Origin of the sequence: Devosia ginsengisoli (assembly GCF_007859655.1) — a bacterium.
In the GTDB taxonomy this organism is placed as follows: Bacteria; Pseudomonadota; Alphaproteobacteria; order Rhizobiales; family Devosiaceae; genus Devosia; species Devosia ginsengisoli.
This window is the reverse complement of the sequence record NZ_CP042304.1, coordinates 1985857-2011442: the sequence shown is the minus strand read 5'-3', so window position 1 is coordinate 2011442 and position 25586 is coordinate 1985857. Positions and strand designations below refer to the sequence as shown.

The 25586-nt window shown below is 64.0% G+C and carries 15 protein-coding genes and 1 tRNA gene; 7 read left to right on the top strand and 9 right to left on the bottom strand.

The window, feature by feature from the left end; all coding sequences use genetic code 11:
* Positions 1–179 precede the first annotated feature (179 nt).
* The 3 genes from FPZ08_RS09830 to FPZ08_RS09820 all read left to right on the top strand — a co-directional run bounded on the left by FPZ08_RS09830 (position 180) and on the right by FPZ08_RS09820 (position 4866).
* A complete protein-coding gene (locus FPZ08_RS09830; protein ID WP_146289814.1) occupies positions 180–1331 on the top strand; it encodes a fumarylacetoacetate hydrolase family protein in 1152 nt (383 codons plus the stop codon).
* Positions 1332–1354: 23 nt separating this feature from the next.
* Positions 1355–2794 (top strand): aldehyde dehydrogenase family protein, encoded by a 1440-nt coding sequence (locus FPZ08_RS09825; protein ID WP_146289812.1) that lies wholly within the window; start codon positions 1355–1357, stop codon positions 2792–2794.
* A gap of 446 nt (positions 2795–3240) precedes the next feature.
* Complete coding sequence (locus FPZ08_RS09820) at positions 3241–4866, top strand: MFS transporter (protein ID WP_146289810.1); 1626 nt, start codon at positions 3241–3243, stop codon at positions 4864–4866.
* 343 nt (positions 4867–5209) lie between these two features.
* On the opposite strand, the gene phoB is transcribed toward FPZ08_RS09820, so the two are convergent.
* The 7 genes from phoB to FPZ08_RS09785 form a co-directional block, all read right to left on the bottom strand.
* Positions 5210–5911, bottom strand: a complete 702-nt coding sequence (gene phoB, locus FPZ08_RS09815; protein WP_146289809.1) for a phosphate regulon transcriptional regulator PhoB — start codon at positions 5909–5911, stop codon at positions 5210–5212.
* Between the two features lie 111 nt (positions 5912–6022).
* Complete coding sequence (phoU, locus tag FPZ08_RS09810) at positions 6023–6730, bottom strand: phosphate signaling complex protein PhoU (RefSeq protein WP_146289807.1); 708 nt, start codon at positions 6728–6730, stop codon at positions 6023–6025.
* Positions 6731–6759: 29 nt separating this feature from the next.
* A complete protein-coding gene (gene pstB / locus FPZ08_RS09805) occupies positions 6760–7542 on the bottom strand; it encodes a phosphate ABC transporter ATP-binding protein PstB (RefSeq protein ID WP_246132893.1) in 783 nt (260 codons plus the stop codon).
* A gap of 75 nt (positions 7543–7617) precedes the next feature.
* Entirely contained in the window at positions 7618–8982 is a 1365-nt protein-coding gene (gene pstA, locus FPZ08_RS09800; RefSeq protein WP_146289806.1) for a phosphate ABC transporter permease PstA, read from the bottom strand.
* 2 nt (positions 8983–8984) lie between these two features.
* Entirely contained in the window at positions 8985–10361 is a 1377-nt protein-coding gene (gene pstC / locus FPZ08_RS09795) for a phosphate ABC transporter permease subunit PstC (RefSeq protein ID WP_146289804.1), read from the bottom strand.
* A gap of 61 nt (positions 10362–10422) precedes the next feature.
* On the bottom strand, positions 10423–11433 hold the full coding sequence (locus FPZ08_RS09790; protein WP_146289802.1) for a substrate-binding domain-containing protein: 1011 nt from the start codon (positions 11431–11433) through the stop codon (positions 10423–10425).
* Between the two features lie 313 nt (positions 11434–11746).
* Positions 11747–12502, bottom strand: a complete 756-nt coding sequence (locus tag FPZ08_RS09785) for an IclR family transcriptional regulator domain-containing protein (RefSeq protein WP_146289800.1) — start codon at positions 12500–12502, stop codon at positions 11747–11749.
* A gap of 263 nt (positions 12503–12765) precedes the next feature.
* On the opposite strand from FPZ08_RS09785, the gene FPZ08_RS09780 reads away from it, so the two are divergent.
* Positions 12766–12841: transfer RNA gene (locus FPZ08_RS09780), tRNA-Ile, on the top strand.
* A 146-nt stretch (positions 12842–12987) separates the two neighbouring features.
* On the opposite strand, the gene FPZ08_RS09775 is transcribed toward FPZ08_RS09780, so the two are convergent.
* Both FPZ08_RS09775 and FPZ08_RS09770 read right to left on the bottom strand, forming a co-directional pair.
* Positions 12988–13632, bottom strand: a complete 645-nt coding sequence (locus FPZ08_RS09775; RefSeq protein WP_146289799.1) for a LuxR C-terminal-related transcriptional regulator — start codon at positions 13630–13632, stop codon at positions 12988–12990.
* Positions 13633–13656: 24 nt separating this feature from the next.
* The gene (locus tag FPZ08_RS09770) at positions 13657–15048 is read right to left on the bottom strand and encodes a sensor histidine kinase (RefSeq protein WP_146289797.1); all 1392 of its coding nucleotides are present in this window, start codon (positions 15046–15048) and stop codon (positions 13657–13659) included.
* A 374-nt stretch (positions 15049–15422) separates the two neighbouring features.
* Between FPZ08_RS09770 and FPZ08_RS09765 the strand changes: the two genes are divergently transcribed.
* The 3 genes from FPZ08_RS09765 (at position 15423) to FPZ08_RS09755 (ending at position 25585) form a co-directional block, all read left to right on the top strand.
* Entirely contained in the window at positions 15423–21788 is a 6366-nt protein-coding gene (locus tag FPZ08_RS09765; protein ID WP_146289795.1) for a peroxidase family protein, read from the top strand.
* Positions 21789–21860: 72 nt separating this feature from the next.
* Positions 21861–23612, top strand: a complete 1752-nt coding sequence (locus FPZ08_RS09760; RefSeq protein WP_146289794.1) for a type I secretion system permease/ATPase — start codon at positions 21861–21863, stop codon at positions 23610–23612.
* Complete coding sequence (locus FPZ08_RS09755; RefSeq protein WP_146289793.1) at positions 23609–25585, top strand: cadherin-like domain-containing protein; 1977 nt, start codon at positions 23609–23611, stop codon at positions 25583–25585. The genes FPZ08_RS09760 and FPZ08_RS09755 overlap by 4 nt, the downstream gene beginning before the upstream one ends.
* Position 25586: the final 1 nt, after the last annotated feature.

Here is a 25586-nt window from a genome sequence, read left to right as displayed (position 1 = left end):
ACACTCCAAACAGGTATCGGGGGACTAATCCCCATCCATTGCGTCAGTATTGCGGCATAGATGAACCGGAGTTGAACGGGGTTGTGGAGATCGGTTCATCGACAAAAGTATGACTATAAACGGTTGCGCGGCGGGGCACCGGTGGGGTACTGACTGCGCTGATAATTCAGGGGCATGACATGGGCGACAGGCACTATCCCGATGGCACATTGCTGGGGCGGGCCCGCGTTCCGGGGTATGTACATCCCCGTATCGTTACGGTGCGTAACGATGAGCTGGTCGATATCACGACCAAGGGCTTCGCCACGGTACGCGACATTGCCGAGAGCGGAAGCGCGGCCGAGCATGTGCGCAAAGCGCCCGGCCAGTCGCTCGGCAGCGTGGCTGCGATCCTGGCAAATTCCATCGCTGGGCACACCGATGACGGCTTGCCGAGCCTGCTGTCTCCCATCGACCTGCAGGCCATCAAGGCTTCGGGCGTCACTTTCGTCGTTTCGCTGCTGGAAAGAGTAATCGAAGAACAGGCCCGCGGGGATAAGTTTCGCGCCGATTCGCTGCGCGGGGAAATTCTCGAGCTGATCGGCACCGATCTCAGCGCGCTGGTGCCGGGGTCGGAAACGGCCATGAAGGTCAAGGCGGCGCTGATCGAGAAGGGCGTGTGGAGCCAGTATCTGGAAGTGGGCATCGGGCCGGATGCCGAAATCTTCACCAAGGGCCAGCCGATGAGTTCGGTGGGCTATGGCGCCGAAGTGGGGCTGCATCCGGTGTCGAGCTGGAACAATCCCGAGCCGGAGGTGGCGCTGGTGGTGACCAGCAAGGGCGAGATCATCGGCGCGACCCTGGGCAATGACGTGAACCTGCGCGATGTGGAAGGCCGCTCGGCGCTGCTGCTGGGCAAGGCCAAGGACAATAATGCCTCGGCCTCGCTGGGGCCGTTCATCCGCCTGTTCGACGGCGACTTCTCGCTGGAAACGGTCAAGCAGTCGGAACTGGCGCTGCTGGTCAAGGGCGAGGACGGCTTCGTGCTGGAAGGCCATTCCTCGATGAGCCAGATTTCGCGCACGCCGGAATCGCTGGTGGCGGCGACGATCGGCGAGCATCATCAATACCCTGATGGCCTGGTGCTGTATCTGGGCACCATGTTCGCGCCGGTGAAGGACCGCGACGGCGTCGGCAAGGGCTTTACCCACAAGCTGGGCGATGTGGTCTCGATATCGACATCCGAGCTGGGTACCCTGTCCAACAGGGTAAACCTCTCCACCAAATGTCCGCCCTGGACCTATGGCACCAGCACCCTGCTGCGTGACCTGGCCAAGGCCGATCTTCTTTAGCTCTATCCGAAAGGCATCCCAGAATGGCTGAATTGCACAAGAACCTCATCAACGGGGAATGGGTTGGCTCGGATGGGGTCGAGAATATCAACCCCTCCAATACGGCCGAAGTCGTGGGCGTTTATGCCCGCGCCACGGCCGAGGAAACCAAGCAGGCGATTGCCGCGGCCAAGGCGGCTTTCCCTGCCTGGTCGCGCTCGGGCATCCTGGAACGCCATGCGATCCTCAGCAAGACCAGCCAGGAAATCCTGGCGCGCAAGGCCGAACTGGGTGAATTGCTGAGCCGCGAAGAGGGCAAGACGCTGCCCGAGGGCATTGGCGAAGTGACGCGCGCGGCGCAGATTTTCGACTTCTTTGCCGGCGAAGTGCTGCGGCTGGCGGGCGAAGTGCTGCCCAGCGTGCGGCCGGGCGTGGGCGTGGAAATCACCCGCGAGCCGATCGGGGTGATCGGCATCATCACGCCGTGGAATTTCCCGATTGCCATTCCGACCTGGAAGATCGCGCCGGCCCTGGCCTATGGCAATACAGTGGTGATCAAGCCGGCCGACCTGGTGCCGGGCTCGACCTGGGCGATTGTCGATATCCTGGTGCGTGCCGGCCTGCCCAAGGGCGTGCTGAACCTGGTGATGGGCCGTGGTTCGGTCGTCGGCCAGACCCTCTTGGAAAGCAAGGACGTCAACGCCATCAGTTTCACCGGCTCGGTGGGCACGGGCAAAAAGGTCGCGGCGGCTTCGATCGAGGTGGGCCGCAAGTTCCAGCTCGAAATGGGCGGCAAGAACCCGACCGTGGTGCTCGACGATGCCGACCTCAAGGTCGCGGTGGAAAGCGTGGCGCAGTCGGCCTTTTTCTCGACCGGGCAGCGCTGCACGGCTTCTTCGCGCGTGATCGTGACCGAAGGCATCCACGACAAGTTCGTCGAGGCTCTGGCCGAGCGGACGCGTAACCTGCGGGTGGGCGATGCTCTCGCCAAGGATACGGAAATCGGCCCGGTGGTGGACCCGAGCCAGCTCAAGCAGGACACCGACTATATCGCCATCGGCAAGGCCGAAGGGGCGAAGCTGGCGGCGGGTGGCGAGCTGGTGAAGGCTGCGACCGAGGGCTATTTCCTGCAGCCGACGCTGTTTACCGAGGCGACCAATTCCATGCGCATCAGCCGCGAGGAAATCTTCGGGCCGGTGGCATCGGTCATCCGGGTCAAGGATTATGACGAGGCGCTGGCGACGGCGAATGACACCGAATTCGGCCTCAGCGCCGGCATCGTCACCACGTCGCTCAAGTATGCGACACATTTCAAGCGCAATGCCGAAGCCGGCATGGTGATGGTCAATGTGCCGACGGCGGGTGTGGATTTCCACGTGCCATTCGGTGGGCGCAAGGGCTCGAGCTATGGTCCGCGCGAGCAGGGCAAGTATGCAGCCGAATTCTTCACCGTGGTGAAGACGGCTTACACTGCCGCTGGCTAGGGAATGATGGGGAGGGGGGGGCTATCGGTGGTCCCAAGGCTACCCCCTCCCTAGCTCTGCTACGGCCCTTTTGGGCCTAGCGACGCTACCAGCCATTCGGCCATAGGCCTCATGGCCTTCTTACCTAGGTTTGCTCCACTGGAGCAAACTTGCCTTCGGCCGGTGCGAAGCCCCTCAAGGGGGAGGGTGGGCAGGAGCCGATAGGCCGTTTGCGGGGATAAGTTTTTTCGGGGTGCCGAAAACGGACCGCATTCACCGCGAATTGGTTAGCGGACTGTTAACATCGAGCGCAGCAAGTGGCGAAAGCCGCGGGCTGTTGTTTGGCGTCTGACGCGCCTTCTGGTGGCTGGCGCAACGGAGAATTCTCCCTCATTGTGATCCGGTCGATGCCGCGCCTGCCGAAGCAGGCTTGGCCAGTCCGGACATTGGAGGCAAGAGAAGGCGTTATGGCTGAGCGAATGTCCGTGTTGGCGCCGTTCCGGCATGAAACCTTCCGGCTGCTGTGGCTGGCGACGCTGGTGTCCAACCTGGGCGGGCTGGTGCAGTCGGTGGGCGCCGGCTGGATGATGACCACGCTGACGGACTCGCACAACATGATCGCGCTGGTGCAGGCGTCGACCACACTGCCGATCATGGTGTTCTCGCTGGCCTCGGGCGCCCTGGCCGACAATTTCGACCGGCGCACCATCATGCTGATCGCGCAGGGCGGGATGATGGTGGTGTCGGTGGCGCTGGCTGTGCTGGCTTTTCTCGGCATGCTCAGCCCGTGGCTGCTGCTGGGTTTCACCTTCCTGATCGGCTGCGGCACGGCTTTGTTCAATCCATCATGGCAGGCCTCGATGGGCGATATCGTGCCGCGGCAGGAACTGGCCGGCGCGGTGACGCTCAATTCGATGGGCTTCAACATGATGCGCAGCGTCGGCCCGGCGGTGGGCGGGCTGATCGTGGCGCTGGCCGGGGCCGGGGCGGCCTTTACGGTCAATGCGATATCCTATGTGCCGCTGATCGTCGCGCTGGGGCGGTGGAAACCGGAGCGGCCGGCAAACCGGCTGCCGCGCGAAAATTTCGGCAGCGCCATGTGGGCCGGCATCCGCTATGTGTCGCTGTCGCCCAACCTGATGACGGTGTTGCTGCGCGCGTTCCTGTTCGGGTTCGGGGCGATTTCCGTGCTGGCGCTGCTGCCGTCGGTGGCGAGCGAATATGTGGGCGGCGGGGCGCTGGTCTATGGCACGCTGCTGGGCTGTTTCGGGCTGGGTGCGATCGGGGGCGCCTTCCTCAACGGGCAGGTGCGCGAGCGCTACAGCAATGAAGTGATCGTGCGGCTGGCCTGTGTGGGCTTTGCGGTGAGCTGCGCCCTGGTGGGGTTCAGCCGCGACCCGGTGCTGAGCCATTTCGCGCTGCTACCGGCCGGGGCCTGCTGGGTGCTGTCGCTGTCGCTGTTCAATGTGTCGATCCAGCTGTCATCGCCGCGCTGGGTGGTGGGGCGGGCGCTCTCGCTCTATCAGACGGCAACCTTTGGCGGCATGGCGGCGGGCAGCTGGATCTGGGGTCTTTCGGCCGATGCGGTGGGGCCAGGCTGGGCGCTGACGCTGGCCGGATGGGTATTGCTGGTCTGTGCGCTGGTGGGCTTCCGGCTGCCGCTGCCACAGTTCAATGCGCGCGACCTCAACCCGCTCGGTACGTTCAACGAGCCGATCCTCAGGCTGGACCTGCGGCCGCGCAGCGGGCCGATCCTGGCGATGATCGACTATGTGATCGCCCAGGAGGACATTCCGCAATTCCTGGCGCTGATGGCCGAGCGGCGGCAAATCCGCATTCGGGACGGGGCGCGGCAATGGGCGCTGCTGCGCGACCTGGAGCATCCGGAGACCTGGACCGAATCCTACCATGTGCCGACCTGGATCGATTACCTGCGGCACAATCTGCGGCGGACCAAGGCGGATTCGGAAAATACCGAACTGATCCGGGCGCTGCATCGGGGTGAGGGACTGCCGAAAGTGCGACGGATGATCGAGCGGCAGACCGTGCCGCTGCGGGATGATACGCCGCTAAGGGAAGGGCCGGAGGTTTAGGGAGACTTAGATAACCGACGAACGCATGAGGCCGCCTACCCTCTCCCCTCGTGGGAGAGGGTGGAAATCCGCGTTCAGCGGATTTCCGGGTGAGGGGGCTGCGCCATCCCATGCTTCCAGGGGCGTTGATGACTCAAAGCCCCCTCATCCGCCCTTCGGGCACCTTCTCCCACAAGGGGAGAAGGGAAACGCCCCAAGCCTTAGCGATTCAAGTAAAGACTCCTCCGCGAAAGCGGGGATCCATCTTGAGAGATTTCCACCATCGCAGAGCGCTGAAAGATTTCGGGATGGGCCCCGGCTCAAGGCCGGGGTGACACCGTGGGTGTGGCTGCTTTCGTGGTACTCAGGCGACTTGCGCGAAACGCTCGTCAAACGCATATCCCGCGCCGCGGACGGTGCGGATGGGGTCGGTTTCGCGGCCGCGGTTGATGGCGCGGCGGAGGCGGCCGATATGGACGTCGACGGTGCGCTCGTCGACATAGACGTCATTGCCCCAGACGCCATCGAGCAGTTGCTCGCGGGAATAGACGCGGCCGGGATGGCGCATCAGGTATTCGAGCAGGCGGTATTCGGTGGGGCCGAGATGCACGTCGCGGTTGGCGCGGCGCACGCGGTGGGTGGTGCGGTCGAGCTCGAGGTCGCCGACCTTGAGGGCGGCGGTGACGAGGTTGGGATTGGCGCGGCGCAGCAGAGCGTGGATGCGGGCGACCAGTTCGGGGACCGAGAAGGGTTTGACGACATAGTCGTCGGCGCCGGTGGCGAGGCCCCGGACGCGCTCTTCTTCCTCGCCGCGGGCGGTGAGCATGATGATCGGCACGCGGGCGGTTTCCTCGCGGGCGCGGAGGCGCCGGCAGAGTTCGATGCCGGAAATTTCGGGCAGCATCCAATCGAGCAGGATCAGGTCGGGCAGCTTTTCCTGGATGGCGTGCTGGGCCTCGTCGCCGGATTCGGCGGTGACGACGCGGAAGCCCTCGGCTTCGAGATTGTAGCGCAGCAGGATGGCGATATCGCCTTCGTCTTCGACCACGAGAATGGTGGCAGGCATGGGGGTGGCTCCCACGTTGATGTTCAGCACCGGGCTGCGGTGCTCTTGGCCCCACCCCCTCCCAACCTCCCCCTTCAAGGGGGAGGTGCAGTGCGGTGGGTGTGGCTCAGATCAGGCCTTGATCTGGGTGCGCTGGAGTTCCTGGACGTCGGCGGTGAGTTGCTTGCCGGTCTGCAGGTAGTAGGCGCGCTCGGCGATGTTGGTGGCGTGGTCGCCGATGCGTTCGAGGTTCTTGGCGCAGAACAGCAGATGGGTGCAGGGCGTGATGTTGCGCGGGTCTTCCATCATGTAGGTGAGCAGTTCGCGGAACAGCGAGGTATGCATGGCATCGACTTCGTCATCGCGATTGCAGACTTCGATGGCGCGGGCGGAATCGCGGTTGGAATAGGCGTCCAGCGCTTCCTTGATCTGGCGCAGTACCAGGGCCGTCATGTTCTTGACGCCGTTATAGAAGGTGGGCTGCAGGTTCATGCCTTCGAGCTTGAGCGAGCGGCGGGCCAGTTGCTTGGCCATGTCGCCGACGCGCTCGAGATCGGAGGCGACGTGGATGGAGGTGATGATGGCGCGCAGGTCGGAGGCCATTGGCTGGCGGCGGGCGATCATGGAGACGGCCATGTCGTCGATGCGGCGCTGCATGTCGTCGATGCGCTGGTCGGCGATGATGGTGAGATCGGCCAGTTCGCGGTCAAGCTTGAGCAGGGCCTTGGTGCCGTTTTCGATGGCGACTTCGACCTGGCCACCCATTTCGGCAATCAACTGGGCAAGGCCGGTCAGCTCGTCGGAATAGGCGGTAACGATGTGTTCGGTGCCGGTGGGCATGGTGAAATCCTCTTCAAACCGCAGGCGGATCAGCCGATGCGGCCCATGATATAGTCCTGGGTCTGCTTGTTGACCGGGTTGGTGAAGATGTCTTCGGTGACGCCTTCCTCGATCAGGTTGCCCAGGTGGAAGAAGGCCGTTTTCTGCGAAACGCGGGCGGCCTGCTGCATCGAGTGGGTGACGATGACGATGGTGTAGTTCTCGCGCAACTCATCGATCAGTTCCTCGATGATGGCGGTGGCGATGGGGTCCAGCGCCGAGCAGGGCTCGTCCATCAGGATGACTTCGGGGCCGACGGCAATGGCGCGGGCGATGCAGAGGCGCTGCTGCTGGCCGCCGGAGAGGCCCGTGCCGGGCTCGTTGAGGCGATCCTTGACCTCCTCGAAGAGGCCCGCCTTGCGCAGCGAGGAGACGACGATCTCGTCCATGTCGGCCTTGTTGCGGGCCAGGCCGTGGATGCGAGGGCCATAGGCGACGTTTTCATAGATCGACTTGGGGAAGGGATTGGGCTTCTGGAACACCATGCCGATGCGGGCGCGCAGCTCGACTACGTCGAGGGAGGGATCGTAGATATCCTCGCCGTCGAGCTTGATCGTGCCGCCGACCTTGGCGCCCTCGATCGTGTCGTTCATGCGGTTGATGCAGCGCAGGAAGGTGGATTTGCCGCAGCCCGAAGGTCCGATGAAGGAGGTGACGGCGCGGTCGGGAATGTCGATCGAAATGCCGTGCAAGGCCTGCTTGGCGCCGTAGTGGACGGTGACGTCGCGGGCGGTAAGCCGGATCGGGCGTTCGAGCATGTCGGTCGGGTTCATGGCTGATTTCACTGATTGCTGGGTCATCTTAACCTTGCCGGCGACCATATCCATTTGACTCATCCTTGTCGTTCGCTAGGCGCGCTTTTCGAGGCGCGAGCGCAGGTAGATGGCGACGCCGTTGAGCAGGATCATCACAGCAAGCAGGACCATGATGGCGGCGGCGGTGCGCGGTTCGAAGAAATTGCGGTTTTCATTGCCCTGCCAGAGATAGATCTGGACGGGCAAAGCGGTGGCCTGATCGAGCGGGGTCAGGGGGACCGAGGCGACGAAGGCCTTCATGCCGATGAGCAGCAGCGGCGCGGTTTCGCCCAGGGCCTGCGCCACGCCAATGATCGTGGCGGTGAGGATGGAGGGGAAGGTTACCGGCAGGACGTGGTGGAACACCATCTGGGTGCGCGAGGCGCCCATGCCCAGCGCGGCCTGGCGGAGAGCGGGGGAAACGCCCTGCAAGGCACCGCGGGTAGCGATGATGATGGTGGGCAGGGTCATCAGGGTCAGCACCAGGCCGCCGACGATGGGGGCGGAAATGGGCAGGTGCATGTAGTTGATGAAGACGGCGGCGCCGAGCAGGCCGAAGACGATGGAGGGCACGGCGGCGAGATTGTTGATATTGACCTCGATGAGATCGGTCCAGCGCGAGCGGGGTGCGAATTCCTCGAGATAGACGGCCGCGGCCACGCCGATCGGCACGGCGAGGATGATAACGATCAGCATCATCCAGATAGTGCCGACAAAGGCGCCGAGCAGGCCTGCCGAAGCGGGGGCAGCGCGGCTGTCGACATTGGTGAAGATGGACCAGGCGAAGCCGTTGGAGATGGTGCCGTTGTCGACGAATTGATCGATGAGGGCGCGGGCCGGGGCCGAAAGCTGCTGCTGGGCATCGCCGAGCGAGCGGTCGATATTGCCCTTGATCCAGTTGGCGGCATTGGCCGAGGCGAGTACGTCGACCTCGACGGTCTGGCCGAGCAGGGACGGGTCGGCGACGAACATTTCACGGATATCGTGGCGGGCGTCGGTTTCGGCGATGGAGAGGATCTGGCGGCTGTCGATCTCGAAATCGGCGGGCGCGGCGGCCCGAAGCGAGGCTTCGACCACCTTGTTCCAGTTCAGCAAGGCGACGTCGCGCTGCCATTTGAGGCTGGCGGCGGTGTATTCGGCCTGGGAGGCGAAGGCGTCGCGAACCGGGGCTGGATCGACCTTGACCACTTCGGGGTCGAAATTGACCGCAAGATGCAGGTTGGACTGGGTGAAGGCGGGGACACCCTTGCGCACCACATCGACGAAGAGCAGGGCGACAAAGCCCAGAGCCAGCACGATGGCGGCGAGGCCGAGGCCGCGGAAGATGGTTTCGCCGAGGTGGCGGCGGCGCAGGCCGGCGCGGATGCGCTGCGTGCGTTCGAGGGAGGCCTGGCGGGTGGTGGAGAGCGTATCGGTCATGATTATTCGTACTGCTCCCGGAAGCGGCGGACGATGTAGAGGGCGACGATATTGAGGCCGAGCGTGATGACGAAGAGCGTGAGGCCCAGCGCGAAGCCGACCAGCGATTGCGGCCCGGTGAAATCGGTGTCGCCGGTGAGCTGGTTGACGATGGAGACGGTGATGGTGGCGACCGGCTCGAAGGGATTGCCGCGCAGGACCGGGGCATTGCCGGCGGCCAGCACCACGATCATGGTTTCGCCGATGGCGCGGCTGACGGCGAGCAGGAAGGCGCCGACAATGCCGGGCAGGGCCGCGGGCAGCAGCACGTTGCGGATGGTTTCGGACTGGGTGGCGCCCAGGCCATAGGCGCCATCACGCAGGGTGCGGGGGACCTGGTTGAGAATGTCGTCGGACAGGGACGACACGAAGGGGATGATCATGATGCCCATGACGATGCCGGCGGTCAGGGCGCTGGTGGCATTGATGGAGAGGCCGATCAGATTGCCGAGATCGCGCAGGAAGGGGCCGACCGTGACCAAAGCGAAGAAGCCGAAGACGATGGTGGGGATGCCGGCGAGGATTTCGATCATCGGCTTGGCGACGGCGCGCAACTGGGCCGGGGCATACTGGCTGAGATAGATCGCGGCCATGAGGCCGACGGGCACGGCCACCAGCATGGCGATGGCCGTGATCATCAGCGTGCCCGACAGCAGCGGCAGCAGGCCATAGCTGCCCCAATTGCCGGCCGAGCCGGCATTGTTGGGGTTCCACACCGTGCCGAAGAAGAAATCGAACGGGTGGATGAAGGTGAAGAAGCGGAAGGCTTCGGTGACCAGGGAGGCGACGATGCCGACAGTGGTCAGGATGGCAACGGCGGAGCAGGCGAGCAGTGCGAGATTGATGACGCGCTCGACGGCGTTGCGGGCCCGCAGGCGGGCATCGATGCGGCTGCGGGCATAGACGAGAGCGGCGCCACCGGCCACCAGGGCCAGGACCAGCACGCCGACAAAGGTCAGCATCTGGAAGGAGCGCAGGGCATCGCCGGCCGCCTGTTCCCAGGCCGGGCTTTCCCCGGTGACGCCGTAGCCGGAGGCCAGGGCGCCGATGCGGGCGATGGCGGCATTGAGGCCGACCTGATCGAGCGACATCATGATGTCGGTGGGGATCAGCGAAACGGTGTAGTCGCGGGTGATGCCGCCGCCGAACCAGGCCCAGAGGCCGAGAATGACGAGGGTGGGCACCATGGCCCAGATGGCCACGAAGGAGCCGTGATATTGCGGGCGGGAATGGATCTTGACGCCATCTGCGGTGACGAGGCCCCGGCTACGGGACCAGCCGGACTGGTAGGCAAGGCCCAGCAGGACCAGCAGCAGGCCGGCGACGATCAAGGCATTCATGGGACGGCTCCCCGGACGGAATGAAGCGGGCCGCGCCTTGGTGGCGCGGCCCAGGGTCGATTTACTGAGCGCCGGCTTCGAAAGCGGCGAGAACTTCAGCGGTCTTTTCGGCGGTCTGCGGGATCAGACCGGCAGCTTCGAGGACGCCACCGTCGCCAGCCATCTGCTCGGAGAGGAAGAACTGAACATATTCCTCGATGCCGGGGATGGTGCCGATATGCTGGCCCTTGACGTAGAAGAACAGCGGACGACTGACCGGGTATTCACCGGCAACGACCGATTCCTTGGAGGGGACGACGCCATTGACGGTCGCGACCTTGAGGGTGTCGGTGTTCTGCTCGTAGAAGGAGAGGCCGAACACGCCGACCGTGTTGGGATCGGAGTTCAGGCGCGCCAGGGTTTCGGTGTAGTCGCCCGAAATCTCGACCACCACGTCCTGACGGAAGGCGGTGCAGGCATCTTCCGGAGCGCCTTCGGGCAGGCCGGCTTCTTCGCAACCGGCGGTCACGACGCGTTCCTGGAAGACTTCACGGGTGCCGTGGTTGGAGGCCGGAACGGCCAGCGCGATCGGCTGGTCGGGCAGGGAGGCGTCAACCTCGGCCCAGCTCTTATAGGGGTTCGGAACCAGGGCGCCATCGACAACGACGTTGGCGGCAATGGCCTTGTAGACCTGGATCGGGGTCAGGGCGAAATCGGGGCCCGAAGCGGCCGAGGCGAAGACGATGCCGTCATAGCCGAACTGGATTTCACGGATATCGGTGACGCCGGCGGTGGTGCAGGCTTCGCGCTCGCCGTCCTTGATCGGGCGGGAGGCATTGGCGATGTCGATGGTGTTGTCGCCGACGCCGGCGCAGAACTGGCTGAAGCCGCCACCCGTGCCGCCCGAACCGACGACGGGGGTCTTGAATTCGGGGAAGACGGCGCCGAATTCCTCGGCCACGATCGAGGCGAAGGGCAGGACGGTCGAGGAGCCGGCAACCTGGATGGTGTCGCGCGACTGGGCGAAGGCAGCCGGCGTGCCGAAGGCGGCAAGCGCGAGCACGGCGGCACTGGCGTAGAGTGCGTTTCTCATGGGGAGTTCCCTTTCGGAATTCAGTTCAAAACCTGGCTGGCCGATCCGGCAGTTCATTCCCCGGCGCCGCCCTTGACGAGGGGGACCATATGGGCGCTGCGCGACAGTTTTATTGCGGTTGCGTGACGCGTTTGTGACAGCGTAATGCACTGAAAAATAACGGCAATGTCTGGAACAAGTCGGCGCATGTCATCGTCGGATGACATGCGATTGTGACAGATTGCGACAGGCGGGGCCGAGTCTGCATCCCTCATGCAGGCCCAAGGCTAGCGGGAGATTGTGACAGTCTTGCTATCGGCCGGTGCTGCGACGCTCAGCGCAGCAGGGGGCGCACTTCGGCCTGCACCTTGCGCATCAAGGGCAGGAAATTGGCGATCATGTGCGAGGTGGAGGCGCGGGCCGACTGGGCGCCGATATTGAGGGCGGCGACGACGTGGCCGCTGGCATTGAAAAGGGGAACGGCAATGGAGCAGAGGCCGAGTTCGAGTTCCTCGTCGATGACGGCAAAACCCTGGGCGGCAATAACCGCCAGTTCGGTGGTGATCGAGGGCAGGTCGGCCTTGGTTTTCTCGGTATAGGCGATGAGCTCGGACCGATCGAGCACGGCGCGCGCCGTCGCGGGGGGGAGGGCGGCGAGCAGGATGCGGCCCATGGAGGTGCAATAGGCCGGCAGGCGTGCGCCGGCGCCGAGATTGATCGACATGACCCGGCGATAGGAGGCGCGGGCGATGTAGAGGATCTCGGTATTGTCGAGCACGGCGGCGGAGGAGCTTTCGTTGATCTGGCCGGACAGCTCTTCGAGGAAAGGCTGGATCAGCCGCGGCAGGGGCGTGGCGGCGAGGTAGGAATGGCCCAGATTGAGCACGCGCGGGGTGAGGCGGAAGAACTTGCCGTCATAGCTGGCATAGCCGAGATGAACGAGGGTGAGCAGGCAGCGGCGGGCGGTGGCACGCTCGAGCCCGGTGCGGTTGGCGACATCGGTGATCGACTGGCTGGCATGTTCCTCGTCGAAACACTCGATGACGGAGAGGCCCTTGACCAGGCCATTGATGATGTCGCCTTCGCGCATGGGGGCTCCGCGGGGATGGTTTGATGCGATATTCGCACAAAGATCGGTTGTCGCACAGGGTGGAAAGTGAGGCGGGGTGCGTGGGTGGGGTGGGAAACGGAGGTTCCCGCTTTCGCGGGAATGACCCGGTGGGGGAGTGGTGCTGGAGGCAGGGTTGGTGCCGTAGCGGTGAAGGCGTGTGAAGAGCAATGAAGCAGTGACGAATGCCGTCGCGTGGCGACTTCCCTCTTGCCAGCAGGCGTGACCCTGCTAAGACGCGGCGGGGGCCTATAGCTCAATGGTTAGAGCCGACCGCTCATAACGGTCTGGTTCCAGGTTCGAGTCCTGGTGGGCCCACCATTTTTCTACATGCTGATAATGCCAATGAGTCGGAGAGTTCGGGCTTTCGAGGCAGTGTGACGCGCCCGTTTGCGGACGACGCGCAGGTCCATCGAACCGCTCGAGGACACTCGGGGAACACAACGCTCCGACCACGCGCCATTTTCCTACTTTTCAAGCTCGGGCCACATGCGGCGGGCGATTATGCTGGCTTCGACGCGGTTGCGGACTTGCAGTTTGGCGAACACGTTTGACAGGTGGAATTTGACGGTGCGTTCGGTGACGCCGAGGCGGGCGCCGATTTCGCGGTTGTTGAGGCCGGTTGCCAGGGCTTGCAGGACCTGGCTTTCCTGGCCGGACAGGGCGTTGGGCCGTTCCTGGCGGGCATTGCCCCATTTGTCCTTCAGGATATTGAGCAACCGGCCGACCAGGTCCTTGGGAATGAAGGTTTCGCCGGTATTCACCAGCCTGACGATGCTGCGCATGTCCGGCCCGGTCGTGCCCTTGAGCACATAGCCGGACACGCCGGCTTCAAGGGCCCGGGCGATGTCGGTTTCGTCCTCGGAGGCGGTCACCATGATGATCCGCACCGGCGGATGGGCCTGCAGGACATCGCCGACGCGGTCCAGGCCGCTATCCTGCATGCGGGCATCGAGCAGCAATATGTCGGGCTGCAGCGTGCCGACCAGGTCCACCGCCTCGGCAGCACTGCCCCCTTCGCCGATGACAGCGATATCACCATCGGCCGCCACGGCCTGGATCAGGCCGGTGCGGAACATGGGGTGGTCATCGACGACGACGATCCTGATCATGGTGGCGACAATCGAGGCTCGCCGTCACACATCGCGCAGCCACATTTCGAGGCGGGTGTGGCCATTGTTCTGGATGAAGGCGAAGTTGCCGCCGACGCTCTGGACGCGGGCGCGCAGGCCATAGAGACCGATGCCGAGATGGTCGGACCGCTCGGCTTTCTCGCTCTCGACATAGTTGTTGGTAATCGACAATTTCAGCACTCCGCGCTGCAGCATGGCAGACAAAGCCTGCCCCTCGGGCAGGCCATGGTGGAACGCATTGTTGAGGCCTTCCTGAATGAAGCGGAACACGCAGACAGCGACCTCAGGCGGAACATGAACCGGTTCCACCATGCTGTCCACGGCAATGACGCTCTCGGTGCGCAGCACATGCTGCTGGATGGCCCGGTCGATCACCTGCTCCAGGTTGAGGTCCGCGATATCGGGCAGGACCACGGCGACCGCTATGGAGCGGATTTCGAACAGGGCATCCCGGAGGATATCCTCGATATCAGACACGACGGCATTGCGTTCGTTGGTGCGCGACAGGCGCCGTATCTGGTCCAGCCGCAGCACGGCGAAGCTGATCGACTGGGCGGGGCCGTCATGCAGGTCGGTGCCGATGGTGCGCAGATGCTTGTCGGTCAGCTCGGTGACGCTTTGCGAGGCCCGTTGCGCCTCGGCCTTGAGCTCGCGGTGCCGGGCGGCGCGGGCGTGGGACTGCGCCAGGCGCTTGGAGAGAATGCGGCCCTGTCGCTCGATCTTGCGGCTGCCCTCGAGCACGATGCTGAACAGGATGACGACCATGACCGAGGTGACGACCATGGCCGTTACCCAACTGGCTATCGTCAGCGACCACAGATCGCTTTCAAGCGAGGTGGTGACCTCGCGCAACTGGGCCACGGCGACGATCTCTCCGGTGCCCAGGTCGCGCAGGGGCAGGGAGATTTCGATATAGTCGGTCGAAAGCTGGTGCTCGCGATAATCCGCCGAAGCGATGTCGGTAAAGCCGACAGCGACCTTGCCCTCGAAGGCACGCCGAACTTCGGGTGGCAGGTCGAGCCGGTGCGTCGTCAGGCCGGGTGCATTGGAATAGAGAATGGTGCCGTCCGACAGCCACAGGTCGAGATAGGGAAATTCGGCGGCGAAGGTCTCGTCGCTCATGATCGCATCGAGCTGGTCCAGGCCCTGGCGGGTGATCGACCCGCTGGGGCCCAAATCCTGGACTGCGGGCGACAGGACGCGCTGGGCGGCCGCGAAAACCACATCGCCGCGGCGCGCCAGGACGAGCTCGGTCATGACGGTGGTGGTCAATATGCCCGACAGCAGCATGGCGGCGAGCGTGACGGCGGCCCCTGATATCGCGAATTTATGGGCGAGCGGGAACCTGTTCCACTTTTCCTTCAGACGTTTCAGACGATCGCCCAGGTCGATCATCACTTACCCCACGCCGCAGCGGTGATTGTTTCCCGGTCTGCACCCAAGTAGTTATACTAAAATTTGCATGGATTATCCAGATTGACCGCGCGCGTGAAATAGCCCGGAGAATAGCCGACGCCGTGCGAAGGCATGCAGCAATAGATATGGGCCAGTTGGCGCGATGCTGACCTAAAGTACAGGGTCGCAATGCCCGGAAGTCTTGTTTTCCATCAGACCTTCATGCCGCTGATTGACCCGACGTTCTGACCTGACGTTCTGCCGCGCAGTTGGGCAGTATCCTCTCCAGTATCGAGTCATGGCGTGCTGCCGTGGCGAAACAAGCCGGTGCGCCCGCCCATGCAGGGCCGCGCCTGGGTCAGAGGGGATTGAAAATGGTTACCTATATCAAGAGCGACCTCGAATTCATCCTGAAGCAGATCAAGATCGCCGAGGCGCATGCCAGCGGCCAGCCGCTTTACGGGCCTGGCGGGCTGATACCCACCTACAACCTGTCCTGGGGCCTGCGCACGGTCGACGGCACCTATAACAACCTGCTGCCGGGGCGGTCCGAAGACGGCGCCTCGGACAATCCGTTCCCCACATTGCTGACCCCGGAATACCGGACCATCATGGTCGATCCCGACGGCCCCGGCGGCATGGGGCCGATGCCGGTCAGCTACCAGCCGGGTGTGGATAACGACGGCCCCGGAACGGCCGGCCCCGGCGATGTGTTCGACCCCTATGTCCGCACGATCAGCAACCTGATCGTCGACCAGACGCTGGGCAACCCATCGGCCATCCTGACCGGGTTGCAACGCGGCGGACTGGTCGCCCCCGCCAACGAGATGGCGGTGCTGGGGACCATTACCGCTGCCTATGAACTGATCGAGGCCGAATTCCTGGCCGTCAGCCAGACCAAGGTCGCCTATTTCAACGCGGCAACCACCGCGGCGGCCAATCCCAGCGATCCGGTGGCCCAGCAGGCGGCAGCCGACGCGCTGGCGGCGTTCAACGATGCCACGGCCGCACTGAGTGCGGTTCGCGGGCCGCTCGACGCGCTGCTGACGGCGAACGGCATCGTGCTGGAAGGCGACAATGTGCAGATCACGAATGTCGCGCCCGACGAAGGCCTGTCGGCGCCGTTCAACTCGTGGTTCACCCTGTTCGGCCAGTTCTTCGACCATGGTCTCGACCTGGTCGCCAAGGGCGGCGCCGGCACGGTGTTCATTCCGCTGATGCCGGATGACCCGCTCTATGTGGAGGGCAGCGACACCAATTTCATGGTGCTGACCCGGGCGACGCTGGACGAGAACGGGGAGGCGCTCAACACCACGACCGCCTTTGTCGACCAGAACCAGACCTATGCCTCGCATGCCTCGCACCAGGTCTTCCTGCGGCAATACGCGTTCAACGGCGCGGGCGATCCGGTCAATACCGGCAACCTGATCGAGGGCAGCAATAGCGGCATGGCCACCTGGGCCGATGTCAAGGCACAGGCCAGCGACCTGCTGGGCATCTGGCTGCGCGACCAGGATGTGGGCAATGTCCCGCTGCTGGCCACCGACGAATACGGCAATTTCATTCCCGGCGCGAACGGCTTCCCGCAGGTGGTCTTCCCCGGCCCCACGCCAAGCGATCCGCCGGTGCTGGTGGAGGGTAATCCGGCCGCCAATGGCGGGTTGGGCATTTCGATCGTAGGGGCGATCCAGACCGGCCATGCCTTCCTCGCCGACATCGCCCATAGCGCCGTGCCCGACGGGCTGGAGGATGGCGATATCGAGATCGGGCTCGGCAATGGGGACGGCTCGGCGACCGACGGCTTTTATGACAATGAGTTGCTCGACGCCCACTTCATGGCCGGCGACGGCAGGGTGAACGAGAATATCGGGCTGACCGCGGTCCACCACGTGTTCCATTCCGAGCACAACCGGCTGGTCGAGCACACCAAGGCGGTCACGCTTGCCGATGCGCAGGCGATGCTGGCCAATGGCGCCAGCCAGGCCGAAGCCGTGGCATTCCTCAACGAATGGCTCATCGATGACGTGGCGACGGTTCCGGCCAGCGTGGCCGGGTTGGTCTGGGACGGCGAGCGCCTGTTCCAGGCGGCCAAGTTCGGCACCGAGATGCAGTATCAGCACCTGGTCTTCGAGGAATTCGCCCGCAAGATCCAGCCGGCGATCAATGTCTTCCTGGTGCCCGACGGCTATGATGTCACCATCGATCCGTCGATCGTGGCCGAGTTCGCCCATGTCGTGTACCGCTTCGGCCACTCGATGCTGACCGAGTCGATCGACCGGTTCGACCCCGCGATGGGGCCTGACCAGATCAGCCTGATCGAAGGCTTCCTCAATCCGCTGGAATTCCAGAACAATGGCGGCGCCGCTACTGTCGATGCCGATATTGCGGCCGGCGCCATTATCCGCGGCATGACGCGGCAGGCGGGCAACCAGATCGACGAATTCGTGACCAGCGCGCTCCGCAACAACCTGCTGGGCCTGCCGCTCGATCTCGCCACGATCAACCTGGCCCGCGGCCGTGATACGGGCGTGCCGTCGCTGAACGAGGCGCGGCGCGAGTTCTATGAGGCCACGCAACAGAATATCCTGCTCAAGCCCTATGAGAGCTGGGTGGATTTCGCGAGTCACCTGAAGAACGAAGCCTCGATCATCAACTTCATCGCCGCCTATGGCGACCATGACCTGATCACCTCGCAGACGACGATCGACGGCAAGCGCGACGCGGCCCTGACCATCATCACCGGCGTTTCGGTCGGCGGGCTGATCGTTCCGGCCGACCGGCTGGAATTCCTCAATGCCAGCGGGCCTTATGCCGGTGGGGTCGCGAACAGCCTGGGCGGGCTCGAGAGCGTCGATCTGTGGATCGGTGGCCTGGCCGAGGAAACCATGCCGTTTGGCGGCATGCTGGGCTCGACCTTCAACTTCGTCTTCGAAATCCAGATGGAGAAGCTGCAGAGCGGCGACCGCTTCTACTACCTGCAGCGCCTCGACGGGTTGCACCTGTTCGGCGAGATGGAGAACAATTCCTTCGCCGCCATGGCCATGCGCAATACCGACGCGACGCATCTGCCCTCGGACGTGTTCTCGACGCCCGGACTGATCCTGGAAGTCGACCAGACCAAGCAGTTCAACGATACGGACGGCGATGGCCTGCTCGATAGCCTCGATCCGGTGGGCTCGGGCATCCTGACGCAGCTGGTGGTGCGCAGCGGGCCCAATAACCTGCGCTACAATGGGGACGAGCACGTCATTCTAGGCGGGACCGCGGCGGACAATATCCTGACTGCGGGGATCGGCGACGATACGCTGTTCGGCGATGCCGGCAATGACAGGCTCGATGGCGGCTTCGGCAACGACATCCTGAATGGCGGGGACGGCGACGACATTATCGTCGACGCCGGCGGCGACGACAATATCAAGGCCGGTAACGGCAATGACGTCGTCCATGCCGGACCGGGCCTCGACCTGGTGATGGGCGGCGCGGGACAGGACTTCGTCTTCCTGGGGACCGACGCTGGGTCCGAAGTGTTTGCCGGCGAAGGCAATGACTTCATCTTCGGCAACCGCAATGCCGAGCGTATCCTGGGCAACGAGGGCAACGACTGGATCGAAACCGGCACGTTCGACGGTGCCCCCGGCGATAATTTCGATGAAATCTTCGCCCATGACGGCATCAAGGGGCACGACGTGTTCCTCGGTGACGGCGGGTTCGACGAGTTCATCGGCGAGGGCGGTGACGACATCATGGTCGGCAGCGCCGGCCGCGGCAAAATGGTGGGCATGTCGGGCTTCGACTGGGCGACCTACAAGGACAGCGCGATCGGCACTGCCGGCGTCAATGCCGACCTGTCGATCCCGATCGTGTTCGACGAAGCGCCGATCATTCCGGAAAACGCGGCGCTCGACGAATACCAGTCGATGGAAGGCCTGTCGGGCTCTGCCGGCAATGACATCCTGAAGGGCTCCAACATCCTGGCCGAGGAGCGCCAGCCGTTCCACCCGGTCAATAATGTGACGCCGCTGGAAGGTTATCAGGGCAGCATTCTCGACGCCGAGGGCATCGCCCTTATCGACGGATTGCAGGAGGTGCTCGGGGCCGGGGTGACGTCCTTCTCGGCCGGCGACATCATCCTGGGCGGCGACGGCAGCGACATGATCAGCGGCCAGATGGGCGATGACATCATCGACGGCGACAAGTGGCTCGACGTGCAGATCGGCGTGTTCGCGCCCGGTGACACCAATCACCAGGGGACGCCCATTTCCCTACACAAGAGCATGACCGAACTCGCCTCGGCGATGTTTGCCGGCACGATCAATCCGGGACAGCTGAGCATCGTCCGGACGATCCGGACGGCCGATGGGAGTGACGATATCGATACGGCGGTGTTCGCCGATGTGCTGGCCGCCTATACCATCACCAACAATGACGATGGCTCGATAACGGTCGCCCACACCAATGTGTCCGATGGCCTGGAATCCGACGGCGTCGATACGCTGTGGAATATCGAGGCGCTGAAGTTCGCTGATGTGACGCTGGGCGGCAATGTGGCCGCGACGGGAGCGCCTGTCATCAACGACCTGACCCCGACCGAGGGCCAGCAACTCAGCACCGACACCAGCTCGATCGCCGATGCCAATGGCCTGGGTGCGTTCTCCTATCAGTGGCAGTCATCGTCCGATGGCACGACCTGGACGAATGTTGTCGGGGCAACGGCGGCGACATTCACGCCGGCAAATCCGGGCGGGCAGCTATTCGGCGCCCAAGCCGGCCTGCAGCTCCGGGTGGTGGTGACCTTCACCGACGGCGCCGGGAATGTTGAAACCGTGACGTCGGGACCAACAGGACCGACCGGCGTCAACTGGGTCGGCAACGCCGCTGCAAACATCCTCAATGGCACTGCCGGTGATGATATCGGCGCGGGCAATAATGGATCGGACCAGCTCAACGGCAATGCCGGCGCGGATACGCTTTCCGGCGGCGGCGGGACCGACACGCTCGATGGCGGTGACGGCGATGACGTGCTGGATGGTGGTGGTGCGGCTGACCAAATGCTCGGCGGAGCCGGCAATGACACCATGAATGGCGACGTCGGCGGAGACACCATCGATGGCGGACTTGGTGACGACACCATCGATGGCGGCGCAAATCGCGACTTCATCAATGGCGGGGCCGGCAATGATACGATCAATCACACCAGCGATGCCGGTGGTCGTGACTTCGTCGATGGCGGAGCCGATACGGACACCTATCAGCTCAATGGGGTAGCCGGTGCCGAGGTGTTCCGCATCTATACGCGGGCTGCCTGGGATGCGGTGGCCGGAAATAACGGTGCCGCGCTCAATGCCAATACTGAGATCGTCATCACGCGGAACGGCACCAACCTGGCGTCGGTGATTGCCGAGCTCGACAATATCGAGGAGATCGGGGTCAACGCCCTCGACGTGACCACGCCCGGCGGTGCCGGCGGGGGCAATGATGGTGGCGACCAGATCATCGTGATCGGCGACTTCACGGCCACGAGCCTGGACTTCAACACCATCACCATCGAGGGCACCGCGGGCGACGACACGATCGACATATCCTCGTTGTCATCGGCGCATCGGATCGTCTTCAAGTCCAATGGCGGCAATGACACCATTGTGGGGACCCTACGGCCGCAGGACGTGATCGAAATGTCCGATGGCTCGGGCGGTGACTATACCGAGACCACTGGCGACGATGGCGTCACCACCCGCACCATGGGTGCCAACAGCGTCAGCTACCTCGCTCACGACGACGAGGATGATGACGACCACGACTATGATGACGACGACGATGACGATGATGCCCCGGCTGAGCTGGGCCAGATTGTCGGCACGCCGCAGCATGATGTCCTGGTCGGAACGTCAGCCGGGGACCTGGTATTCGGCTATGCCGGAACCGACTTCATCGTAACGGGTGCCGGGGCCGATGTGGTTCGGGCCGGTGCCGGGGACGACCTGGTTCATGGCCAGGCCGGGCGGGATGTCCTGCTCGGCGAAGACGGCGATGACGACCTGTTCGGTGGCGCCAATGACGACATGATGGATGGCGGCGCCGGCGACGACCGGATGTTCGGTCAGCACGGCAATGACCTGCTCGAAGGCGGGGCAGGCAGCGACCTGGTCTTTGGTGGCACCGGCGACGACACGATTGTGGCTTCGCTCAATGATGGTGACGACACCTATTATGGCGGCGAGGTCTCTGCCGATGACGGTAGCGACATGCTCGACATGGGGTTTCTCACCGTCGATGCCACGGTCGACCTGGGAACCGGCGTCGGCGGCCGCGGTAGCGCGGTCAGCAGCCAAAGCGGCGCCGACACGCTCTGGGGCGTCGAAAACGTCACCACGGGCGCGGGGGACGACACGATCACCATGAGCAATGCCGTCAACGTGGTGGACGGCGGTCAAGGCGAGGATGTGTTCGTCTTCGGATCGGCCGCGGCGGCGAATGGCGATACCATCCGGGGGTTCGAACCCGGCGACAAGATCGACCTGTCGGGCATCGATGCCAATGGCGCAAATGCCGGGAATGACACGTTCACGCTGGAAAGCGGCCAGGCAACCACGGCGCCCGGCCAGATCGTGGTGACGCATGAAACGCGCGAGGATGGCGAATATACCGTCATCTCCGGCGATACGGCGGGGAACAATGTTCCGGAATTCCGCATCAGCATTGCCGGCAATCATGCGCTGACCGAGAGCAATTTCGTGCTCTAGCCTCAAGCCGACCCGGCTGGCCCTGCCAGCCGGGTCTCGTGCCCAATATCCATCCAATGTGGGGCTGACATCATGGCATTGACCGCAAAGGCGATGGCCGAACACCGCGGCAACGAGATGTTGCGCAAGGAATTCAAGGCGATTGCCGTTTTCCTGTTCTGGATTTCCGGCATCATCAATGTGCTGGCGCTGACCGGCTCCTTCTACATGCTGCAGATTTACGACCGGGCCCTGACCAGCGGCAGCGTACCAACGCTGGCCGCTCTTTCCGTTCTGGTGATCGGGCTCTATCTGTTCCAGGGCGTGTTTGACATCATTCGCAGCCAGCTACTGGTGCGCATCGGCGCCAGGTTCGACCGGCTGCTGGCGCCCATCGCGCATCGGGTCAGTGTCGACATGCCCCGCTTCGGCTTTTCGACGGGTGAGGCGCTCGAGCGGGGCCGCGATGTCGATACGATCCGCTCCTTCATGGGTAGCCAGGGCCCGGTGGCCCTGTTTGATCTGCCCTGGGTGCCGCTCTACATCCTTTTCGTCTATTTCCTCCATCCCGTGCTGGGTGCGATGACGCTGGGCGGGGCGGTTGTGCTCACCTTGCTGACGGTCTGGACCGAGCTCAAATCGCGCAAGCTGGCCTCGGCGGCGCAGCAGGCGCACCTGACCCGCAATGCCATTGCCGATTCCAACGCCCGCAACGCCGATATTCTCAAGGCCATGGGGTTTGCCGGGCGGGCCGTGGCGCGCTTCAACACGGCCAACCAGGATCACCTGACGCTGCAGACGCGGGCCAGCGATGTGGTGGGCACGTTCGGCGCCTTTTCGCGCGTGCTGCGCATGGTGCTGCAATCGGCGCTGCTGGGAGCGGGGGCGTACCTGACCATTCAGGGGCAGATGTCGGCCGGTGCCATTATCGCGGTGTCCGTTGCGGCGTCGCGCGCGCTGGCGCCGATCGACATGGCCATCGGCAACTGGAAGGGCGTGGTGGCGGCGCGGCAGGCGCTCAAGCGGTTGCGCGACACGATGGTTGCGCTGGCCGGCATGACCAAGCCGCTCGACCTGCCGGCGCCGACCCAGTCGCTCAAGATCGACAAAGTGACCGTTGCGGCGCCCGCATCGGGTCGGGTGCTGCTGACCGAGGTGGCGTTCGAGCTTAAAGCGGGCCAGGGGCTCGGCGTGATCGGGCCGAGCGGGGGCGGCAAGACTACGCTGGTGCGGGCGCTGACCGGTATCTGGCCGGCGCTGCGCGGCGCCATAAGGCTTGATGATGCGGACCTGGCGCAGTGGGACGAGGAGAAGATCGGCCAATATGTCGGCTATCTGCCGCAGGATGTGGCGCTGCTCGACGGCACGATCGTGGAGAATATTACCCGCCTGGCGCCGCAGCGCGATGCAAGGGCGATCGTGGCCGCGACCAAGGCGGCCGGCGTGCATGAGATGATCGTGCGGCTGCCCGACGGCTACGATACCCAGCTTGGGCCGATGGGGACGGCATTGTCGGCGGGGCAAAGGCAACGCATCGGCCTGGCGCGGGCGCTGTATGGCGACCCCTTCGTGGTCATCATGGATGAGCCCAATGCCTTTCTTGATGCCGAGGGCGAGCAGGCGCTGAACCTGGCGATACGGCAGATCCGCGCCCGGGGCGGTATTGCGGTGGTCGTGGCGCACCGGCCGTCGATCCTGGCCGAGGTGGATATGGTGGCGGTCATCCAGAATGGCCGCATGACCGCCTTCGGGCCCAAGGACGAGATCGTGGCCGGCCAGCGGCAGGCCAATGCCAACGTGCCCAAAGTGGTCGAGACCCGGGCCGAAACGGGAGAATTGGCATGATCATCGAAGGCAAGGCCAACCGCCAGCAGCCCGAACCGGAAGATCCGCGCAAACGGCTGGAATTCAACGCACCGGAAAAGACCTCGCGTCTGCCGGTCTATTTCGCGCTGGTCGTGACTGGGATTGCGTTTTTTCTCAAAAGTGCCTTTGCGGCACAGGCGCATGACAGGCCGCCCGTGCCCGAGGGGGATGAGACGGCGGAGGATGGCGGCACGCCGTCCAGCATAATCATTGCGCTCGGTGGGGACGAGATCGACGAGGTTGCGGCAGAGGAGCCGGCCGAGGGTGGAGCTGGCGGATCACCCAGCTGGAATGGCGGCTTGTCGCTGACCGACCCGATGTCGTTCCACTATGCGGCGACCCATTTCGAATATCTCGGCCCGCAGGTGGCGGCCTTCTTTCCGGCGGCGTTCAACTACCAGCCGCAGAACGACAATGTGGCGCTACCGCGTGGCGGCGCGGCTTCCGGGCCGTCCGCTCGCGGCACTGCCCAATCCGCCCAACCGCCCGCCGACCCGGAGCCCGGGCCAGGGGGCGATGACGACGAGGAAGAGCCGGCCCCGGACGGGGACGATGATGATGAAGAGGAGACCGTGCCAGGGAACCGTGCTCCGGTCGTGGTGGGTCCGGTGCGGCTGCGCGAGGTGTTTGCGGGGCAGGTGGTGCTGATCGGGCTTTCCGACCTGTTGTTCGGCGCCTCCGACCCCGATGGCGACACGCTTACCATCAACAATATTACCGCTACGGGTGGCACATTGGTGCGGGTGGGCACCGACTGGTCCTTCGTGACGCTGCCCGGCATGTTCGGGGTCATCACCTTCACCTATGCGATCAGCGATGGCCTGGTCGCGGCAGCCCAGACGGCGACCCTGGAGGTCGTGCAGAACACCGTATTGCTGACGCCCTGGGATGATGTCTTTGTCGCCACACCGTGGGACGACAATATCGACGGGCTAGAAGGTAACGACATTATCGATGGCCGTGCTGGCAATGACATCGTCACCGGCGGGCCTGGAGCCGACCATATCAATGGCGGGGCCGGCAATGACCAGTTGTTCGGCGGTCTCGACGACGATGTGATTTTCGGCGGGGCCGGCGATGACGTGATCGGCGGCGGCGGTGGGAATGACCGTCTCTTCGGCGAGGCCGGCAATGACATAATCGATGGTGGGGACGGCGACGACGTGGTCGAAGGCAATGCGGGCGACGACGTGCTCATGGGTGGTGCCGGCGATGACAGCCTCAGCGGCGACGAGGGCGACGACGCCATCGAGGGCAATGACGGCGATGACCAGTTGGTCGGTGGGGCGGGCAATGACCTGCTCCATGGCGGCGGCGGAAGCGACACGCTGAGCGGAGGCGCTGATGACGACGAGATCGATGGCGGGGCGGGGGATGACACCATAACCGGGGATGCGGGCGATGACCGTATCGATGGCGGGGACGGCCACGACACGCTCGACTATTCGGAATTCTCGGCCGACATCCATCTCGACTTCGAGGCGGGTATCGCCTGGAGCGAGGAAATCGGCGAGGACCTGTATGAAAACGTCGAGGCGGTGATCGGCGGGCAGGGCGACGATACGCTCATCTTCTCCGAGACGACGGCGATCATCACCGGCGGGCCGGGGGATGACCTGTTCATCTTCACGGTCAGCGAGGAAACGCAGCAGCTCAGTCGGCCGCTGTTGTTCGAGATTCTGGATTTCGTAGTGGGCGACCGCGTTCACGTCGCCGAATACGAAGTCTCGTCCAGGGCCGAGCGGCTCGAGGAGGAGAGGTTCGGCGAAATCTATGACGAGCTGGAAGCGGGTTTCGAAGCCGACCTGCCGATCCGCGTGACCCATGCCTATTACGATGACGCCGACCATACCGTCATCGAAGCGGATGTCGACCGCAACGCATTCTACGAAATTTCCATAACGCTGAAGGGCGTGCAGTTGCCGATGATGATCGAGCATCAGGTGGCCTGAC

Coding starts and splice junctions, on each gene's coding strand:
- FPZ08_RS09830 (WP_146289814.1), top strand. CDS start 180: ATGGGCGACAGGCACTATCCCGATGGCACATTGCTGGGGCGGGCCCGC.
- FPZ08_RS09825 (WP_146289812.1), top strand. CDS start 1,355: ATGGCTGAATTGCACAAGAACCTCATCAACGGGGAATGGGTTGGCTCG.
- FPZ08_RS09820 (WP_146289810.1), top strand. CDS start 3,241: ATGGCTGAGCGAATGTCCGTGTTGGCGCCGTTCCGGCATGAAACCTTC.
- phoB (WP_146289809.1), bottom strand. CDS start 5,911: ATGCCTGCCACCATTCTCGTGGTCGAAGACGAAGGCGATATCGCCATC.
- phoU (WP_146289807.1), bottom strand. CDS start 6,730: ATGCCCACCGGCACCGAACACATCGTTACCGCCTATTCCGACGAGCTG.
- pstB (WP_246132893.1), bottom strand. CDS start 7,542: ATGAACCCGACCGACATGCTCGAACGCCCGATCCGGCTTACCGCCCGC.
- pstA (WP_146289806.1), bottom strand. CDS start 8,982: ATGACCGATACGCTCTCCACCACCCGCCAGGCCTCCCTCGAACGCACG.
- pstC (WP_146289804.1), bottom strand. CDS start 10,361: ATGAATGCCTTGATCGTCGCCGGCCTGCTGCTGGTCCTGCTGGGCCTT.
- FPZ08_RS09790 (WP_146289802.1), bottom strand. CDS start 11,433: ATGAGAAACGCACTCTACGCCAGTGCCGCCGTGCTCGCGCTTGCCGCC.
- FPZ08_RS09785 (WP_146289800.1), bottom strand. CDS start 12,502: ATGCGCGAAGGCGACATCATCAATGGCCTGGTCAAGGGCCTCTCCGTC.
- FPZ08_RS09775 (WP_146289799.1), bottom strand. CDS start 13,632: ATGATCAGGATCGTCGTCGTCGATGACCACCCCATGTTCCGCACCGGC.
- FPZ08_RS09770 (WP_146289797.1), bottom strand. CDS start 15,048: ATGATCGACCTGGGCGATCGTCTGAAACGTCTGAAGGAAAAGTGGAAC.
- FPZ08_RS09765 (WP_146289795.1), top strand. CDS start 15,423: ATGGTTACCTATATCAAGAGCGACCTCGAATTCATCCTGAAGCAGATC.
- FPZ08_RS09760 (WP_146289794.1), top strand. CDS start 21,861: ATGGCATTGACCGCAAAGGCGATGGCCGAACACCGCGGCAACGAGATG.
- FPZ08_RS09755 (WP_146289793.1), top strand. CDS start 23,609: ATGATCATCGAAGGCAAGGCCAACCGCCAGCAGCCCGAACCGGAAGAT.